The 18,018-nt window shown below is 75.4% G+C and carries 13 protein-coding genes; 6 read left to right on the top strand and 7 right to left on the bottom strand.

Annotated elements, in window-relative coordinates:
• Positions 1-56 precede the first annotated feature (56 nt).
• The 3 genes from DWV08_RS02960 to DWV08_RS02970 are packed head-to-tail and all read right to left on the bottom strand — an operon-like array spanning position 57 to position 2,762.
• Positions 57-1,814, bottom strand: a complete 1,758-nt coding sequence (locus tag DWV08_RS02960; protein WP_241237302.1) for a metallophosphoesterase family protein — start codon at positions 1,812-1,814, stop codon at positions 57-59.
• A gap of 7 nt (positions 1,815-1,821) precedes the next feature.
• On the bottom strand, positions 1,822-2,043 hold the full coding sequence (locus tag DWV08_RS02965; protein ID WP_115412440.1) for a DUF3107 domain-containing protein: 222 nt from the start codon (positions 2,041-2,043) through the stop codon (positions 1,822-1,824).
• A gap of 56 nt (positions 2,044-2,099) precedes the next feature.
• On the bottom strand, positions 2,100-2,762 hold the full coding sequence (locus tag DWV08_RS02970; protein WP_115412441.1) for a TetR/AcrR family transcriptional regulator: 663 nt from the start codon (positions 2,760-2,762) through the stop codon (positions 2,100-2,102).
• Between the two features lie 144 nt (positions 2,763-2,906).
• Between DWV08_RS02970 and DWV08_RS02975 the strand changes: the two genes are divergently transcribed.
• Both DWV08_RS02975 and DWV08_RS02980 read left to right on the top strand, forming a co-directional pair.
• On the top strand, positions 2,907-6,089 hold the full coding sequence (locus tag DWV08_RS02975) for a PD-(D/E)XK nuclease family protein (RefSeq protein ID WP_115412442.1): 3,183 nt from the start codon (positions 2,907-2,909) through the stop codon (positions 6,087-6,089).
• Complete coding sequence (locus DWV08_RS02980) at positions 6,086-9,397, top strand: ATP-dependent helicase (RefSeq protein WP_115412443.1); 3,312 nt, start codon at positions 6,086-6,088, stop codon at positions 9,395-9,397. Before DWV08_RS02975 ends, DWV08_RS02980 begins: the two co-directional genes overlap by 4 nt.
• 14 nt (positions 9,398-9,411) lie before the next feature.
• Here DWV08_RS02980 and DWV08_RS02985 read toward each other — a convergent pair whose 3' ends face one another.
• Positions 9,412-10,377 (bottom strand): phosphotransferase, encoded by a 966-nt coding sequence (locus DWV08_RS02985; RefSeq protein WP_115412444.1) that lies wholly within the window; start codon positions 10,375-10,377, stop codon positions 9,412-9,414.
• A 48-nt stretch (positions 10,378-10,425) separates the two neighbouring features.
• On the opposite strand from DWV08_RS02985, the gene nudC reads away from it, so the two are divergent.
• The 3 genes from nudC (at position 10,426) to DWV08_RS03000 (ending at position 14,242) form a co-directional block, all read left to right on the top strand.
• On the top strand, positions 10,426-11,343 hold the full coding sequence (gene nudC / locus DWV08_RS02990; RefSeq protein WP_115412445.1) for an NAD(+) diphosphatase: 918 nt from the start codon (positions 10,426-10,428) through the stop codon (positions 11,341-11,343).
• Positions 11,344-11,500: 157 nt separating this feature from the next.
• Entirely contained in the window at positions 11,501-13,615 is a 2,115-nt protein-coding gene (locus tag DWV08_RS02995; protein ID WP_115412446.1) for an ATP-dependent DNA helicase UvrD2, read from the top strand.
• A 333-nt stretch (positions 13,616-13,948) separates the two neighbouring features.
• Positions 13,949-14,242 (top strand): WhiB family transcriptional regulator, encoded by a 294-nt coding sequence (locus DWV08_RS03000; RefSeq protein ID WP_115412447.1) that lies wholly within the window; start codon positions 13,949-13,951, stop codon positions 14,240-14,242.
• A gap of 125 nt (positions 14,243-14,367) precedes the next feature.
• Here the strand turns inward: DWV08_RS03000 and DWV08_RS16880 are convergent, their stop codons facing one another.
• Positions 14,368-14,526, bottom strand: a complete 159-nt coding sequence (locus tag DWV08_RS16880; protein WP_010551122.1) for a DUF5679 domain-containing protein — start codon at positions 14,524-14,526, stop codon at positions 14,368-14,370.
• A gap of 536 nt (positions 14,527-15,062) precedes the next feature.
• Between DWV08_RS16880 and DWV08_RS03010 the strand changes: the two genes are divergently transcribed.
• A complete protein-coding gene (locus tag DWV08_RS03010) occupies positions 15,063-15,734 on the top strand; it encodes a M48 family metallopeptidase (protein ID WP_115412448.1) in 672 nt (223 codons plus the stop codon).
• Here DWV08_RS03010 and DWV08_RS03015 read toward each other — a convergent pair.
• Together DWV08_RS03015 and DWV08_RS03020 are read right to left on the bottom strand one after the other, a co-directional pair.
• Complete coding sequence (locus DWV08_RS03015; RefSeq protein WP_115412449.1) at positions 15,710-16,384, bottom strand: NUDIX hydrolase; 675 nt, start codon at positions 16,382-16,384, stop codon at positions 15,710-15,712. The genes DWV08_RS03010 and DWV08_RS03015 overlap by 25 nt on opposite strands.
• Positions 16,374-17,972 (bottom strand): zinc-dependent metalloprotease, encoded by a 1,599-nt coding sequence (locus tag DWV08_RS03020; protein ID WP_115412450.1) that lies wholly within the window; start codon positions 17,970-17,972, stop codon positions 16,374-16,376. Before DWV08_RS03020 ends, DWV08_RS03015 begins: the two co-directional genes overlap by 11 nt.
• Positions 17,973-18,018 lie beyond the last annotated feature (46 nt).

The raw sequence follows: 18,018 nt of genomic DNA on the forward strand, positions 1-18,018 counted from the left end.
ATGTGCATGGCCATGGTAGCCCCCGAGGGTGCGCGGGCGGCGGGGATGTGCGCGGACTATCCCTCGCCGCCCTGCCCCTCGCCCTCGTCGCCGGCGCCGCTCTCGCCGCCGCCGTCGCTCACCTCCGGCAGCGGGCTCACCGGATCGGTGGGGGTGACGCGGTCCTCGTCCGGCAGGCCCTCGCCCGGCTCCACCTCCTGCTCCGGCGGCACCGTGCCCTCCGGGGTCTCGGCGTCCTCGGGGATCTCCAGCTCCGGGTGCTCCAGCGGCATCTGGGTGCGCTGGATCGACACGGAGACCAGGCCCAGGCCGCCCATCGTGATGTCGTCGTAGGCGACCAGCCGCTCCGTCTCCCGGTCGAAGTAGAGCATCCGGGCGGTGAGGTCCAGCGGGTCCTCGCCGCGCAGCACGGGCTGCACCCCGCCGGAGGCGAGGGCGCCGCCGGTGGAGCCGACGGTCAGCCAGTCCGTGCCCGAGCCGTCCCTGTCCAGCTCCACGTTCGAGGTGTGCATGTGGCCGGAGAGCACCAGCGGGGCGCGGCCCAGCAGGCCCTCGGGCTTGGTGGGGTCGTGGATGAGCGCCAGGTCCACCGGGTCCTCGGGATTCTCCGCGTCGTAGGACTCGATGGTGTCTCCCAGCTGGAAGGCGCTGGCGATCACGGCCTCGTCGCCCTCGCGCCAGCCGCCGGCGTCGGAGTCGTCGTCCGCCGCGAAGCGGGGGTCTCCGATTCCGGCGACCTCCAGACCGGAGACCTCCACCACCTGGTTGTCCACCACGGTGGCGTTGGGCTGCGCCTCGATCGTCGCTGCGGCGGCGGCGCCGTCGTGGTTGCCGCTGATGTACACGTAGGGCACGCCGAGCGTGCCGATGGTGTTCAGCAGCTCGTTCTCCACCGGGGTTCCCCAGGAGACGATGTCGCCGGTGTCGATGACGGCGTCGATCGCGAACTGGGTGTGGAGCTGCTCGATGACGTCGTAGGCCTGCGGATTGTCGTGGATGTCGGACACGTGCAGGATCGTGATCACGTTCTCCTGGTCCAGTCCCACCGGCAGCGAGTCCGCGGCGATGTACAGCGCGGAGACCTGGCCCACGAACTCCGCGAGGGTGTCGCGGTAGCTCTGGTAGTCGATCGCGGTGTCATGGCCCAGATCGGCGACGTACGCGGCCTGCGAGAGGAGTCCCTCGAACCGCGGCTGGTCCAGGGAAGCGGGGGAGAAGGTCACCGAAGTCGCCGCCGCCGAGGCGCCCACCACGGCGACCGCGCTGCCGCCGGCGAGCACCGCTCGGCGCACCCGGCGGAACGTCATCCCCACCGCGAGGCCGGCGCCGACGGCGCCGAACAGGGCGTTCATCGCCGCGTTCTTCGCGGCCGCCGCGGCGAGGGTCTCCGGCGCGGAGCGCTGCAGCTCGGCGAAGCCCGAGTCCGCGTAGAACAGGGCCTCGGCCTTGTCGATGTCGACACCGCGCACCCGGGCCTCGATCCGCACCGGCGCGGTGTGGGAGTCGAAGCTGACCTCGCCCACCGGGGGCAGCAGCAGCACGGTCTCGGAGGTCAGCGAGGGGCGCAGGTGCACGCTCGCGGTGAGCGGCCCCACCTCCACCGAGGTCGCCGGCACCAGCAGGAGGCCCACGATCCCGCCCAGCACCGCCACCACCGTGGTGGTGGTGACGTGCAGCAGACGCTCGCGCCGACGGCGCCGCCGGCGACGGTGCACCGGGGTCTCGTCACGCTCCTCCGGCGGGCTCGCGGCCGCGCCCGATCCCTCGTCCGCGGGGCGGGGATCGGGCGTCGGGTCGGCCTCGTGCGAGGTCACCGGGACCTCAGCCGAGGAAGCCCACGCGTCGCGGCTCCTCGGTGGAGACCTCGGCGTAGGCGACCTTCGCGCCGGGGATGAGCACGGTGCGTCCCTTGTCGTCCACGAGGGTGACCGGGGTGCCGTCGGCCATCGCGCCGGTGAGCTTCTCGATCAGGGCGTCGGCCCCCTCCTCCGACTCGATCACGATCTCGCGCGGGGAGTGCTGGATGCCGATACGGATCTCCATGACCTGACCTCTTCTCCGCCCGGGGCGGGGACGTTCGATGCTGTGCGGGAGGGAGTCTACGCGTCCGCGGTGGTGCCCTCGGCGTCGTCCGCTCCCAGCACCACGCCGGCGATCCGGGGGTTCTCCAGCGGGGCGAAGCCCGTCAGCCCGTGCACCACGGCGGTGGTCATGGTGTCGAGGATGCGCTCGCGCTGGGCCTCCTCGGTCGTGCCCTGCAGCAGCTGCGCGGTGGTCTGCGTGATCGCGATGATCCCGCGGCCCAGCACCCGCGACTCCTCGGTGCCGATGCGGCGGGAGGCGGTGAGCACGCCGGCCAGCTCGATCGCCATCCGGTCAAGCACCTCCACCACCCGCTGCTGGACGTCCTCGGAGATCACCTCGTGGCCCGTGAACAGGCGCAGCGAGTTCTCCAGCGCCACGAACTCGTAGAAGCGGTGCAGGCCGTCCCGCACCCGCTGGACGGTGGTGCCGCCGTGCTCCCCGATCGCCCGCACCTCGAGGATCATCGACTCGGCGATGATGTCCAGCACCTCGACGTACAGCGACTCCTTGGAGTCGAAGTGCTGGTAGAGCACCGGCTTGGTGACCCCCGCCGCGGTGGCGATGTCGTCCATCGAGGTGCCCTGGAAGCCCTGCCGCGTGAACACCCGGGTGGCGAGCTCCAGCAGCTGGGCGCGGCGCTGCGCACGCGGCAGCCTGGTGGGGGACGACGTGGACATGGCGCGGACCTCCGATCCCGACGACGACGCCCGGAGCACTCCCTGGGGCACACGAGGGACTCCTCGTGATCCCGGACACTCTACCGCCGTGCGGGGTGCGCGCCGGCCGCCCCGTCCGTCTCCCCGGTGGGGTGGAATGGGGGCATGCGACGGACGGGGATGCTCACGGGTGCGGGCATCAGCCTGCTCGGCCCGGATCTCGACGCGCTGCCGCCCCTCCTGGCCGCCGAGGAGCTCGATCCCGGCCAGCGCGAGGTGCTGGACCGGGTCCTCGCCGGCGGGGACGCGCTCGTGCACGGCGCACCGGGCAGCGGGCGCACCGCCCTCGCGCTGACCGCCGCGGAGCTCTCCGGCGAGGGCGCCGTGCTGCTGGCGCCGCGCCGCGCCGCCGCGGGGAGGCTCCGCGACGCGCTCGCCGTCCACGGCTCCGGGGCGGTGCGCGCGATGACCCCGCCGGCCCTCGCCCACGCCCTGGTGCGCGCCGATGCCGTGCACCGCGGCCTCGGCGAGCCCACCCTGGTCACCGGCGCCGAGCAGGACGCGCTGCTGGCGGAGCTGATCGCCCAGCGCGAGCGATGGCACCTCGAGGTCGATCCCGGCGCCCGTTCCCTGCCCGGGTTCCGCACCGAGCTGCGGGACCTCCTCACCCGCGCCGGCGAGCTCGGGATCGCCCCGGCGGATCTCGAGGCGCTCGGCCTCGCGCACGGCCGGCCCGCCTGGCGGGACGCCGCCGCGCTGCAGCGCGACTACCTGGGAGTCCTCGATCTCGAGGCCTCCGCGGCGCTGGACGCGGGGCCGCGCCTGGACTCCGGCGCCCTGGTGCGCCGCGCCGCCCGGCTGCTCGGCGCCGCCCAGGCCCCGCCGCCGTTCCGCGTCGTGGTGGTCGACGACGCCCAGGACCTCACCGCCGCCGGCATCGACCTGGTCGCCGCCCTCGCCCGGACGGGGGCGCGGGTGCTGGTGCTGACCTGCCCGGACGCTGCGGTGGACACCTTCCGCGGCGCGCTGCCCGACGCCGGGGAGCGCCTGCGCGCCCTGCTCCCGCGCCCCGTCGGGGAGAGCGTGCTGGACGGGACCCATGCCCAGGTCGAGGGGCTCACCGCCGCCGTCGATGCGCTGCGGGCACGCCTGCCGCTGGCGGGCTCGCCCGCTCTCGTCCGTCGGCCCCGGGCCGCCGCCCCCGGCGCGCTGGTGGCGCTGCAGGCCCAGGACCCGCTGGACGAGGCGCGGCTGATCGGCTCCGCCCTGCGGGACCTGCACCATCGCGAGGGCGTTCCCTACGACGAGATGGCCGTGGTGGCCCGCTCCGGCGCCGCCGTGGCCGACCTCGCCGACCTCCTCTCCCGCACCGGCGTGCCGGTGCGGGTCCCCCACCGGCCCCAGCCCCTGCGGGACGTCCCCGCGATCGCGGACCTCCTGAGCGTGCTCGAGATCGGGCTGGCCCCGCCGGAGGCGCCGCTGGCTCCGCGCCGCGCCGTCGAGCTGCTGCGCGGCCCGTTCGGGGACGCCGACGCCCTGCGCCTGCGCCGCATCCGGCGCCTGCTGCTCGGCGCCCACCGCGCCGCGCATCCCGACGCCGACGCCACCAGCGAGGAGCTGCTGGCCCGCGCACTGGTGGAGGAGGAGCCGGCCGGCCTGCCCGCGGCGGACGCCCGCGACCGCGCCGCCGCCCCCGTGCACCGGCTGCGGGACATGATCCGTGCGGTGCGCGCCCATCGGGACCAGGACGCCCAGCAGGTGCTCTGGCACGCCTGGGACGCCGCGGGCCTGGCCGAGGGGTGGCGGCGCGCCGCCCTCGGCGCCGCCGGGGACGTGGACGGCGCCCGGGCGCGGATGGCCGCTTCCCGGCTGGACGCCCTGCTGGAGCTGTTCGCCGCCGCCGAGCGCCTCACCGACCGTCGGCCCGGGGCGGGGGCGCTGGACCTCGTGGAGCAGGTGCGTGCACGCTCCGTGGTGGAGGACACCCTCGCCCCGGCCGCCGCGGCGCGCGGACGCCTCGAGGTGCTCACCCCCGCCCAGCTCGCCGGCGAGCACCGCGACACCGTGGTGCTGGCCCGGGTGCAGGAGGGGGCCTGGCCGGACCTCCGCCTGCGCTCCACCCTGTTCGGCGCCGCGGAGCTGTCCCTGCACGCCGGAGCGCGCCCAGGCGCGGAGATCCCCCGGGCGGCGGAGGCGGTGCGCGCCCTCCAGCGCGAGCAGGTGCTCGCCGACGAGCTGCGCCTCGCCGTCGCCGCGCTCGCCCGCGCCCGCCGTCGCGTGCTGGTCACGGCGGTGCGCGACGAGAGCAGCGAGCCCTCCGCGCTGTTCGACGCGCTCGCCGACCTCGCGGCGAAGGACCCCGACCCCTGGATCGACCCGGAGACGCTGCGCGCCGACCCCGGACCCGCTCCCGACGCCCGCCGCCTGGTGGCGGCGCTGCGGCGCCGGCTGCGCACCGAGGACCCGCAGCAGGCGCGGGACGCGGCCCTCGCCCTGGAGGCCCTGGGCCGGGCCGGGGCGCCGGGCACCGATCCCGCGCACTGGTACCACCAGGAGCCCAGCTCCACGGGCCCGCTGCACGACGAGGAGACGCCGATCCGGCTCTCGCCCTCCGCGCTCGAGCGCGCCGTGGACTGCCCGCAGTCCTGGCTGATGGAACGCGCCGGCGGCACCCGCAGCGGGGGCCCCGCCCAGCTCATCGGCACCGCCCTGCACCACCTCGCCCAGGTCCATCCCCGCGGACCGGAAGAGGGGGAGGACCTGCTGGCCGCGCTGCACGGCCTGCTGCGCGCCGTGCCCGGCACCGAGACCTGGTCCGGCAGGCGACGGGTGCGCCGCGCCGAGGACGCCGCTCAGCTGCTGGCCGCGCATCTGCGCCAGGCCGCCGAGCCTCTCGCCGTCGAGGCGCCGTTCGAGGTGGAGCTGGGCCGCGTGCGGCTGCGCGGCAGCATCGACCGCATCGAGGGGGACGCCACCGGTCTGCGCGTGGTGGACCTCAAGACGGGACGGGCCGCCAAGAGCGCCGCGAAGGCCGAGGAGGACCTCCAGCTCGCCGCCTACCAGGCCGCCGTGCGCGAGGGCGCCCTCGCCGAGCAGCTCGGCGAGGACGCGCCGGAGCGGCTGAACGGCGCTCAGCTGCTGTACGTGGGCACCGGCGGGCGGAAGGCGGCGGTGCGCACCCAGACCGCTCTGGACCGGGCCGAGGACCCGGCCTGGTTCGACGACCTCGTCCAGCAGGTCTCCCGCGAGGTCTCCGGCGCCGCGGTGACCGCCCGGGTCAACGCCCACTGCAGCCGCTGCGCCGTGCGCAGCAGCTGCCCGCTCCAGCCCGAGGGAGACCAGCTGTGACCGCGACCCCGACCCCTCGCCCCGACGGCGCGACCCACAGCGCCGCGCGCCTCGCGGCCCTGCTCGAGCAGCCCCCGCCCACCGCGGAGCAGACCGCGGTGATCGAGGCGCCGCTGGCCCCGATGCTGGTGGTGGCCGGCGCCGGCTCCGGCAAGACCGAGACCATGGCCTCCCGGGTGGTGTGGCTGATCGCCAACGGCATCGTCGAGCCGCGCCAGGTGCTGGGCCTGACCTTCACCCGCAAGGCCGCGCACGAGCTCGCCGAACGGATCGGCGCCCGGCTCGAGACCCTCGCCGCCGCCCTGCGCGCCGAGGGGCTGGCGCTGCCGCCGGGCCTCGCCCGCGGCGGCGACGACCTGGTGGGCCAGCGCCCCGTGGTCCACACATACAACGGCTTCGCCCTGGACCTGGTGCGCGAGCACGCGCTCGCCGTCGGCATCGACCCGGAGCTGACGATGATGTCCACCTCCGCCTCGTGGCAGCTCGCCCACGAGATCGTGGAGGGCTGGGACGACTCGCTGGATCTCGAGGCCTCCCCGGCCACGCTCACCGCGGCGCTGCTCTCGCTCACCTCTTCCCTCGCCGACCACCTGGTCACCCCGGCCCGGCTGCAGGGGCACCTGCGCGAGATCCACGACCACCTCGCCGGGATCCCGCTGCAGGTCGAGGGGCGGCGCCGCACCACCCCCAAGGAGGTCGCCAAGGTGCTCGGGGCGCTCGAGTCCCGCCTGGCGCTGCTGCCGCTGCTGGAGCGGTTCGCCGCGATCCGCACCGCGGACTCCGCCCTCGACTTCGCCGACCAGGTCGCGCTCGCCGCCCGCGTCGCGCGGGAGGTGCCGGCCGCGGGCGCCCTGGCCCGGCGGATGCACCCCGTGGTGCTGCTGGACGAGTTCCAGGACACCTCCGTCGCACAGCTGCAGATGCTCACGGACCTCTTCGGCCCCGGCCACGCCGCCTGCGCCGTCGGTGACCCGCAGCAGGCGATCTACGGCTGGCGGGGCGCGTCGGCCGCCTCGCTGGCCGGCTTCGCCGACGCCTTCGCGACCGACGAGCAGCCCGTCCTGCAGCGCACCCTGTCCACCTCCTGGCGCAACGACGAGGCGGTGCTCGCGGTCGCGAACCGTCTCGCGGCCCCGCTGCGCGGCGACGGCTCCGGGGTGCGGATCCCCGAGCTGCGGCCCCGGCCCGGCGCGGGGGAGGGCGCCTGCGAGATCCTCGAGGCGGCCGACGAGCGCGCGGAGGCGCACGGGATCGGGCGCTGGATCCTGGAGCGCCGCGCGGCGCAGGACGCGCAGGAGGAGCCCGCCTCCGCCGCGGTGCTGGTGCGCGCCCGCCGCCAGATCCCGGCGCTGGTGGAGGGGCTGGAGGCCTGCGGCCTCGAGGTCGCCGTGGTGGGCCTGGGCGGTCTGCTGCACCGCCCCGAGGTGGCCGACGTCCGGGCCCTGCTCGAGAGCGCCCACGACCCCGGCCGTGGCGACGCGCTGATGCGGCTGCTCACCGGCCCCCGGGTGCGGCTCGGCGCACGGGACCTGGCGGTGCTGGGCCGCTGGCGGGACCGGCTGGGCTCCCGGCTGCGCCGCGAGGACGCGGCCCCCGGCGACCAGGACGAGGCGGAGTCCGTGTCGCTGGTCGACGCGGTCGACGACCTCCCGCCCGCGGACTGGACCGACCCCTCCGGGCGTGCGCTTTCGGAGACAGGGCGCCGGCGACTGCTGCAGGTGCAGCAGATCCTCCGCGAGATGCGGCGCCTTCTGCCGCTGCCGCTGCCGGATCTCGTCACCGCCGCCACCCGTCTGCTCGACGTGGACCTCGCCCTGCTGGAGGCGGAGCCGGACTCCCGCGCGCTCGCCGATCTCGAGGCGTTCCGCGACCACGCCGCCGCCTTCGACCGCACCGCCCGCCGCGGCGGTCTGGGCGCCTGGCTGGACCTGCTCGAGATCAGCGAGGACGAGGAGGCGGGCCTCGCGGTCACCGCCGCCCCGGAGGCGGCGCACGATCCCGCCGCGGTGACGATCGTGACCATGCACTCGGCGAAGGGCCTGGAGTGGGACCTGGTGGCCGTGGCGGGTCTCACCGAGGGCACCGTCCCCTCCTACGACCTGCGCCGGGCCCGCACCGACGAGGCGGGGCGGGTGCGGGTCCCGGCCGACGGCTGGCTGGGCCCGCTGGCCGGCGCCGCGGTGCCCACCGCCCTGCGCGGCGACGCCGACACCCTCCCGGAGCTGGCCTGGGCGGAGGCGGACACGCAGGTGGACGCCGAGGCGCTGATCGGCGAGTTCCGCCTCGCGCAGGGGGAGGAGTCCCTGCGTGAGGACCGCCGCCTGATGTACGTGGCGGTGACCAGGGCCCGTCGGCGCCTGCTGCTCACCTCCGCTGCGTGGCGCGGCGCGCTCAGCGCCCCGCGGCCGCGCTCCCGCTACCTCGCGGAGGTCACCGACCTGGTCCCGGAGCGGTTCCGCAGCGCGCAGGAGGTGCCCGCGCAGAACCCGCTGGAGAGCGAGCGCCCGCAGGCGCAGTGGCCGCCCGCCCCCGGGCAGGCGGAGCAGGCCCGGGCCCGCGCCGCCGCCCTGCTGAGCGAGGTCGCCGGGGCCGAGGAGGATCTCGCGGATCCCGCGCTCGCCGAGCTGGTGCGCCGCGCCGTCGCGGATCTCGCGCAGCAGGCGGCCGCGCCCGTCGTCCACTCCCCGCCCCGGCTCTCCGCCTCCCAGATGGTGCAGCAGGCCCGCTCCCCGCAGGCCGCGGCGCTGGACCTGCTGCGCCCCCTGCCGCGCCGTCCCTCACCGGCGGCCGCCCGCGGTACCGCCTTCCACGCCTGGCTGGAGTCCCGCTACGACAACGCCGCCCTGCTGGACCTCGAGGACCTCCTCGACGAGGGACCGGAGGAGGAGGGCGTCGCCGACCAGCGCGCGCTGCGCGAGGCGTTCCTCGCCTCCGAGTGGGCGGCCCGCTCCCCGCTCGCGGTGGAGCAGGAGGTCCGCACCCGGGTGGGCGGGATTGCGGTGCGGGGCGTGATCGACGCGGTGTTCTCCGACCCCGACGGGGGCGACGGCGGCGAGGGAGTGCTCATCGTGGACTGGAAGACCGGCCGGGTGCCGCCGCCGGCACGGCTGCGCGAGCGCGCGCTGCAGCTGTCGCTGTACCGCCTGGCCTGGCACGAGCGCACCGGGCTGCCGCTGGGGCGCATCCGCACCGCCTTCCACTTCGTGGCCGACGGGGTCACCCACGAGGTGCGCCGCCACCCCTCGCGCGAGCGGATCGCGCAGATGCTGGCCGGCGAGCCGACGGGCGGGGGCGAGGAGAGGGACTGAGCGACGCCGACGGCTCAGGCGCGGTCGTCCTCGCGGGCGCTCATCTCCTCGTAGGTGCGCTCGGCCTCGTCCCGGGCCAGCTGGGCGAGGTCCGCGTCGAGGTCCGCGATCATGCCGCGGGCGTCGGCGACGATCTCCGGATCCTCCACCTCGAGGCCGTGGGCCAGCCACTCGGCCACCGCGAACTCGCCCAGCGCCTGCGCACGCTCCATCAGGCGCGGATGCGCGGAGGTGGGCAGCTCCTCGCGATACGCCGCGCAGAGCGCGTCGAAGCGGTCCGGATCCAGCGAGGAGATCAGCCAGGCGAGGTCCGAGGCCGCATCGGCGACCTTCGAGGAGGACCAGTCGCGCACGGCGCTGACCTGGTCGCCGGAGAGGAACAGGCTCTCCTCGGAGAGGTCGCCGTGCACGAACTGCGGGGTGAAGTCCCACAGCTCCTCGTCCTCGAGCAGCGCCTGCCAGCGCTGGGCGACGGCTGCCGGCAGGTGGCCCGCCTCGGTGAGCGCGGCGACCCGCGCCCGGTGCTCGGCGTGCAGCACCTGCGAGGTGAAGGACTCCACCCCCGCGGCCTCCGCCGCATAGCGCGGCACCGTGTGGATCCGGGCGAGCACCTGTCCCAGCGACCGGGCCAGGGCCTCGCTGCCGGAGAGGTCCTCGAGCATCAGCGGGCGGCCCACGGGCGCCTCGGTCACCGCGCAGCGACCGCCCTCGGTGAGCTTCACGAATCCGAGCACGGGCGGGATCACGCCGCGCAGCGAGGTGCCGGTGAGGGCGTCGGCCACCTTGAGGTCGCGCTCCAGCCGCACCCCGGCGGCGGTGGAGGCGGGGGAGAGGACCATGACCCGTCGACCGTCCTCGCCGAGGATGCCGGCGACGTCGAGATCCTCCGCCGGGGTGGCGATCGGCATGGTCCTGGCCGGGACCATGCCGGGGACCGCCGCCGCGGCGAGGGCAGCCAGGGAGTAGGAGTTGCGATGCACGGCTCCACCGTACCGGTCGCGGCCGCCCGCTCCGCGTAGGCTCGGAGCATGGCGACGCTTCGTGGACCGCACCTCCGCACCCCTCTCACCCTGCTCTCCTCCGACCGTGACGCGCTGCTGCGCAGCGACCCGTCGGCCGTCGCGCCCGGCGAGGACGCCCGCTATCTCGTCACCCGGGCCGGGGCGGTCTCGCTGCGCGAGGAGGCCGACGGCACCCTCCGCGCCGCGCTCGAGACGGAGGACCCGCGCGGCGGCAGCCAGCAGCCGCTGGTGCTGCTGGGACGGCGCGACGGTGCACGGATCCTCGCCGTGGAGATCCCCGAGCCGAGCCCCGAGCTCGACGATCCGGGCCGCGACCTGCGCGAGCTGCGGCGCGTGGCCCACCAGCTCGCCGAGCACGATGCGGACCTCGCCGCGGCGGCCGTGGCGATGGGGTTCTGGCACCGCTCCACGCGGCACTGCCCGGCCTGCGGCGCCGCCCTGGAGCCGGAGATGGCCGGCTGGGTGCTGCGCTGCCGCGAGGAGGGCACGGAGCAGTTCCCCCGCACCGACCCCGCGGTGATCATGGCGGTGCGGGACGGGCAGGACCGGCTGCTGCTGGCCCGCAACGCGCACTTCCCCGCCGGCTTCCACTCGGTGCTCGCCGGGTTCGTGGAGCCGGGGGAGAGCCTCGAGAACGCGGTGGCCCGCGAGGTCGCCGAGGAGGTGGGCATCGAGGTGACCGGGCTCGAGTACATGGGCAGCCAGCCCTGGCCCTTCCCGCGCTCCCTCATGCTCGGCTACCGCGCCTGGGCGCCGGGCGCGGCCGAGCTCACCCTGCAGGACGAGGAGATCGCCGAGGCCCGCTGGTTCAGCCGGGAGGAGCTCGCCGCGGCGCTCGAGGCCGAGGAGATCGCCCTGCCCGGCCCCGCCTCGATGGGGCGGGCGCTGATCGACGACTGGTACGGGCGCCCCGCCCAGCGGTGAGGCCGGCGCGCCCCGCGCGCCCGAGGCCCCCGTCGGCCCTCCCGCGCGGCGCGCCCGTCGCCCCGGCGTGCCCGCACCGGCCGGGACGGTGGCGTGCGGCACCCGCCGTCCACAGCGCCCCGCCGGGCGTCGCACCGTCCTGGCAGGATGAACGGCGATGACCGATCACGCCGCCCCCGCCCCAGACGCCGCCCCGCCGGACGCGGAGACGCTGCTGGCCGCGCTCGACCCGGAGCAGCGCGAGGTCGCCGGCAGCTTCGGCACCCCGCTGTGCGTGCTCGCGGGCGCCGGCACCGGCAAGACCCGCGCGATCACCCACCGCATCGCCTACGGCGTCGCGACCGGGCAGCTGAACCCCCGCCACGTGCTCGCCGTGACGTTCACCGCCAAGGCCGCCGCGGAGATGCGCTCGCGGCTGCGGGATCTCGGTGTGCCCGCCGTGCAGGCCCGCACCTTCCACTCCGCCGCCCTGCGGCAGCTGCGCCACTTCTGGCCGCGGGTGGTGGGAGGGGCGATGCCCGAGCTGCTCACGAACAAGTTCGCCGGCATCGGCGAGGCCTGCCAGCGCCTCCACCTCAGCGTGGACCGCGCGGCGCTGCGCGACATCGTCGCGGAGGTGGAGTGGTCGCGGGTCTCGATGCTCACCCCCGAGTCGTACCCGGACGCCGCGCAGCGGGCCCGTCGGCCGGGGGTCGCCGGCTTCGACGCCCGTTCCATCTCCCGCATCCTCACCCAGTACGAGGAGGTGAAGAAGGAGCGCGGCGTGATCGACTTCGAGGACGTGCTGCTGCACATGGTCGGCTTCCTCACCGAGCGCGCCGACGTGGCCCGCGAGGTGCGCGGCCAGTACAAGCACTTCGTGGTGGACGAGTACCAGGACGTCTCCGCCCTGCAGCACGCCCTGCTGCGGCTGTGGCTGGGGCCCTCCGACGATCTGTGCGTGGTGGGCGACGCCGCCCAGACCATCTACACCTTCGCCGGCGCCCGCGCCTCGTATCTGCTGGACTTCCGCAAGGAGTTCGGCCGCGCCCGCACCATCCGGCTCGAGCGCAACTACCGCTCCACCCCGCAGATCGTGCGCATGGCCAACACGGTGCTCGACGGCGCGCAGGGCCGCACCCGCGAGGCCCGCCTCACCCTGGTCGCCCAGCGCGAACCGGGGCCGCCGCCGCTGGTGGAGTCCTTCCCGGACGACACGGCGGAGGCCGACGGCATCGCCGACCGGATAGACGCGCTGGTGGCCGAGGGCCGCTCCGCCTCCGAGGTCGCGATCCTGTTCCGCACCAACAGCCAGTCCGAGGCGCTCGAGCAGGCGCTCACCCACCGCGGCATCGGCTACCTGGTGCGCGGCGGCGACCGGTTCTTCGAGCGGCAGGAGGTGCGCCGCGCGATGGTCTCGCTGCGCGCCGCGACCCGCGTGGAGCAGCTGGATCCGGCCCGGGCCGTGCGGGACATCCTCTCCCAGCAGGGATGGTCGCCCACCGCGCCGGAGACCACCGGCGCCGTGCGCGACCGCTGGGACTCGCTCAACGCCCTGGTGGGGCTCACCGACACCATCACCGCCCGCCCCGGCGCCACCATGGAGGACCTCGTGCGGGAGCTCGAGGAGCGGGCGGAGTCGCAGGCCGCGCCCGTCGTGGACGGGGTCACCCTCGCCTCGGTGCACGCCGCGAAGGGCCTGGAGTGGCCGGTGGTGTTCGTGATCGGCGCCAGCGACGGCCTGCTGCCGATCTCGATGGCCAAGAGCGCCGCCGAGGTCGAGGAGGAGCGGCGGCTGTTCTACGTGGCCCTCACCCGGGCACGGGATCTGCTCACCGTGAGCTGGGCCGCCGCCCGCACCCCCGGGGCACGAGGGTCCAGGAAGGCCTCCCGCTTCCTCGACGGCGTGCTCGACCACCCGGACTCCCCGCGCACGGCGCCCGGCGCCGGCCCGCGCCGCACGGGACGGCGCAGCGCCACCGTGTACGCGGAGTGCCGCTCCTGCGGCCAGGGTCTGATCTCCCCGCGGGAGCAGCGCCTGGGCCGCCACGAGGGCTGCCCCTCGGCGGCGGGGGAGAGCACCCTCGCGGCGCTGCGCACCTGGCGGCGCGAGCAGGCGAGCCGCCGCGGCGCCCCGCCCTACGCGATCCTCACCGATGCGGCGCTGGACGCGGTCGCCGAGCGCCGCCCCCGCACCGTGCAGGAGCTGCTCGAGGTGCCCGGGATCGGGCGGGTGAAGGCGGCGGACTTCGGCGAGGAGCTGCTGGTGCTGCTGGCGGAGGGGAACCGGTGACGCCGGAGCGCGTCATCGCAGGTCAAAAAATCCTTTTGCACGATCTGGATCCGGTGTAGAGTCATCCACGTCAATCGTCCACGTCGTGGTCCGGGACACCGGAGCGCGCGCATCAGGAAGGGGGTGGCCTCAGTGATCGATATCTGGAATCTCGCAGGAGACGGCCTGCGCCCCCTCGGCGCGCCCTCCCTTCTGCCGCGTGAACGGGGCTATGCCCCCGCGGTGCCCAGCCTGAGCTGACGAGGCCTTCCCTCGCTGCCGGTGCGGCACCGCCGCCGCGCCACCGCCCCCACCGGGCACGTCCTTCCCGACGGATTTCGAAGCAGCGAGACGATGACCACTCTTCTGACCACTTTCCTGAACCCGGCGGACGCCACCGCCGACATGCTCCCGTGCCATGACGCGGACGCCGCCGACCTCTTCTTCTCCGAGCGTCCTGCGGACCTCGAGCAGGCCAAGACCCTCTGCGCCGCCTGCCCGCTCATCGAGGAGTGCCGCCAGGGCGCCCTGGACCGGGCCGAGCCCTGGGGCGTCTGGGGCGGTGCGATCTTCGACGCCGGCCGCATCATCGCCGTCAAGCGCGGCCGCGGCCGACCCCGGAAGAACCCCGCGCAGCAGGTCGCATGATGCCTGCGGCCCCGCAGGATCGACGAAGGCCCCGGACCATGCGGTCCGGGGCCTTCGGGATCTCGGGGGTGCGGGTGCCGGCCGGGAGCCGTGCGGCAGCGGCGGCGCCGCGCCCGAGCGGTGCCTCAGGCCTTGCCGAGGATCCGGTTCAGCTTGGTGCCGCACTCGGGGCACACGGCCTTGGCCATGCGGCGACCGTTGGAGACGACCACGTTGCCCTCGGCCTCCCGCTTCTCGCGGCACTTGACGCAGTAGAACTCTCCGGCATAGGTCTCGTCGGCCATATCCGCTCCTCGATTCTCGTCGGTGATGTGCATTCCCGGCCGTGCGGCGCGCGCCGCCTGGACGGGACCGAGTCACTGTACCGGGGCGCGAGTGCGGCGCACGAATCAGGGAGGGGCGATGTGGCCCGATCGGGGCGGCCCGTCGCGCGCTTCGGGAATCAGGGGGCTCCGAGGGAGCCGAGGAAGTGCGCGCGACGAGCCGACATCGCAGGCCCCGCAGGCGCCATGAGGCCTCGTAGGGCCGTGGAATCCCGGGGGCGCTCAGCACCACGCGCACCTTCCCCGTGTGCGTCCTGCTAGTTATCCCGGGATCCCACGTGGAGGGAAACCTAGCGCCTGCGGCCACGCGGGTCAAAGAGTCGTCGGGGGTGGATTGTGGACAAGTGCCCTCAGGCTGTGGACAGGTTGTCGACGGCCGTGCACCCGTTGTGGAGGGGGTGATGTCGGTGCCGGTCAGAGGCGTGGGAAGGGTCGCATCGTGATGCACAGCTGTGGACGAAGATTTTTCTGTCGATCGCCGTGCGAGGCTGTGATCCATGAACGATCTGACCGTCCACGAGCACGCCACCGGCCCCCGGGGCGAACGGGTGCTGGTGCGCCGCAGCGCCCGCCGTCGCCGCACCGTCTCCATCTCCCGCCGTGACGGGGACCTGGTGATCGCGATCCCCGCCGCGTTCTCGGCGCGCGAGGAGCGGGAGTGGGTGGCGAAGATGGTCGACCAGCTGGTCAGCAAGGAGGCGCGGCGCTCACCGACCTCGCGCAGCGATGCGTCGCTGCGGCGCATGGCGCGCGAGGTGAGTGAGAAGCACCTCGGGGGCCGGGCGCACCCCACCTCCGTGACCTGGTCCACCCGGCAGAACCAGCGCTGGGGCTCGTGCACGCCGTCGGACGGCACCATCCGCCTCTCCCACCAGCTGCGGGGGATGCCGGACTACGTGGTGCGGGCGGTGATGATGCATGAGCTCGTGCACCTGCTGGTGCCCGATCACGGCCCGGACTTCCAGGCCCTGATGGCGAACTACCCCCTCGCCGAGAAGGCGCGGGGATTCCTGGACGGCGTCAGCTGGGCGAAGAACCTGCCGGAGGGTGCAGGCGGCCTCGAGGACGATCTGCAGGGCGACGCCGACGGGCTCGAGGGCGATCTGCCGTCCGGCGCCGACGGGCGCGACGGCGCGACGCCGGGTCAGCCGCTCCGGCGCGCGAGGTAGGGCGCGAGGAGATCGAGCGTGGCCGGGAGATCGGGGACGGTGCCCGGAGGCAGCGCGTCCGTGTCCCGGGCCGGCCCGGCGCCGCGCAGCGGCCAGGGGAACCAGCGCACCTTGCCCGATTCCTCGCTCACCCTCAGCGGCAGCTCGGCGGCCGGGGCCTGGGCGCGCAGCAGGAACTGCACGTCCCAGTGCTCGGCGCACCGTCCGAACGCGGCGTCCAGACCGTGCCGGTGCAGCATCGCCGGGCCGTGCCCGACCCGCTCGAGGCCCTCGAGCCCGATCTCCTCGGCGACCTCGCGACGCGCCGCCTGCTCGAAGCTCGTCTCGTCGCTGTCCACGTGCCCGCCGGGCTGCACCCAGAAGCGTCCCTTGCGGTGCCACACCAGCGCCACGTGGTCCCCGCCGCGGTCCACCACGATCGCGCTGGCGGTGAGGTGGCGGGGCCCGCCGTCGCGGTGCATCACGCCCCCGTCGGCCTCCAGGAACGCACGGAACTCCGCGGCGCGCGCCGGGCCGGAGACGGCCCCGTCGGCGCGCACCAGCTCGGCCAGGGCGGGCTCCGGGGCGGGCGGGCCGCCCACCGGCGAGGTGCCGTCGGTGGGGACGGTGCCGGAGGAGACGGCGACGGGGGAGGTGCGGTCAGCGGACATCGCCGCTGCCGGGCTCCTGATCGTCCTCGCCGTCACGGCCCGTCCCGGGCTCACCGCGACGGTCGGGGTCATCGGGCTCGCCGCCGGACTCGCCGCCCCCTGCGGCGCCGCCCCGCAGACCGCCCTGCTCGTCCTCGCGCGGGGCGCTGTCCTGCCCGTCGCCGGCGAGGAGCTTGGCCAGCTCCGCATCGAAGTCCTCGGGCAGGGAGACGTCCGCGAGCTCCTCGGCCGAGCCCTGGTCGGCCGTCGGCTGCGGGGCCTGCGGCCGGCCGGAGAGGACCTCCGCGGTGGGCAGGAGGTCCGGGTGGTCCCACTTCGCCTCGCGCCCCGCCTCGCCCTCGGTGTCCAGCACGCTCTCCCACCAGGCGAGGGCCTCGCGCACCCGGCGCGGTCGCAGCTCGATGCCCACGGTGCTGGAGAGCATCTGCTCGGCCGGTCCGCCGGCGGCGCGGCGCCGACGCAGCACCTCCCGCATCGCCTCGAGATCGGGCAGCTTGCCCTGCAGCGCGGTGGTGGTCACGTGGTCCACCCACGCCTCGATCAGGGCCAGCGTGGTGGCGAGCTCCTCCAGCGCGCGCTCCTGCGAGGCGCGGCGGGTGAACACGAACATCTCCTCCGGGCGTCGCGCCTGCAGCGCCTGCGGATCGGAGAGGTCGAGGTCGCGGACCATCTCGTCGAGCGCGTCGAGATCCAGGGTGATGCCGCGCGAGTAGTCCTCGATCGCGGAGAACAGCGCCTTGCCCAGCCACGGGGCGGCATCGAACAGGGCGATGTGCGCGATCTCGCGCGCGGCCAGGAAGATCCGCGCCGCGCCCGGGTCCAGGGAGTGCGCGGCGATGAGGTCCTCGACGTTCGAGTGCACCAGCGCGGGCTCCCCGTCCCGGCCCAGCGGCAGCCCCAGATCGGTGGTGCCCGCGGCCTCGCGGGCGAGGGAGCCGATGGCGTGCCCGAACTGCACCCCGAACATGGTCCCGCCCAGGCGCTCCATCATCGCGGCCGGGTCCCCGCCGGGGACCGGCATCTCGCCGCCGAGGGCGCCCATCTGGCCCATCTGGGCGGCGATCGCCTCGCCGATCGCTCCGGCCATGTACTTCGCGACCGGCTCCACGATCGGCTTCCAGTGCGGCAGCGTGCGCAGCAGCCAGGTGCCGCGGCTGTACACGGCCAGCTCCGTGGAGGGCACGTCGAAGGACAGCACCGGGTCCAGCCACAGCCGCGCCACCTGGGCGGCCTGGCGCAGCGAGGCCACGTCGGACTCCGTGGGGGAGGGGTCCCCGGGGGTGCCGGCCGGATCCGGCGCGCCGGGGATGCCCGTCTGGCCGGCGGCGGTGCGGCGGGCGATGTCCTCGGCCATCTGCCAGTTCACAGGGCTGTCGCCCTGCGCCGCGAACATGTGCTGCATCTGGGCGGCGGCCGCCCGCAGCTGAGCGGGGTCCTGCGGCAGGTTCGCCTGCTGGGCCAGGGCCGAGAGGTCCAGGCCGTCCAGCGCCCCCTCGGGGAGCGCGTCCCCGAAGGTCTCCTTCAGGAAGCGCTTTAGCGCCTCCTCGTCCATGTCACCGGGTCCGCCCGGGATCGGGGCATCGCTCATGGCCACCTCCAGCTGTCCGTGGGGCGTCCAGCGTACCGACCGCACC

This window comes from Brachybacterium saurashtrense, from assembly GCF_003355475.1.
GTDB lineage: Bacteria > Actinomycetota > Actinomycetes > Actinomycetales > Dermabacteraceae > Brachybacterium > Brachybacterium saurashtrense.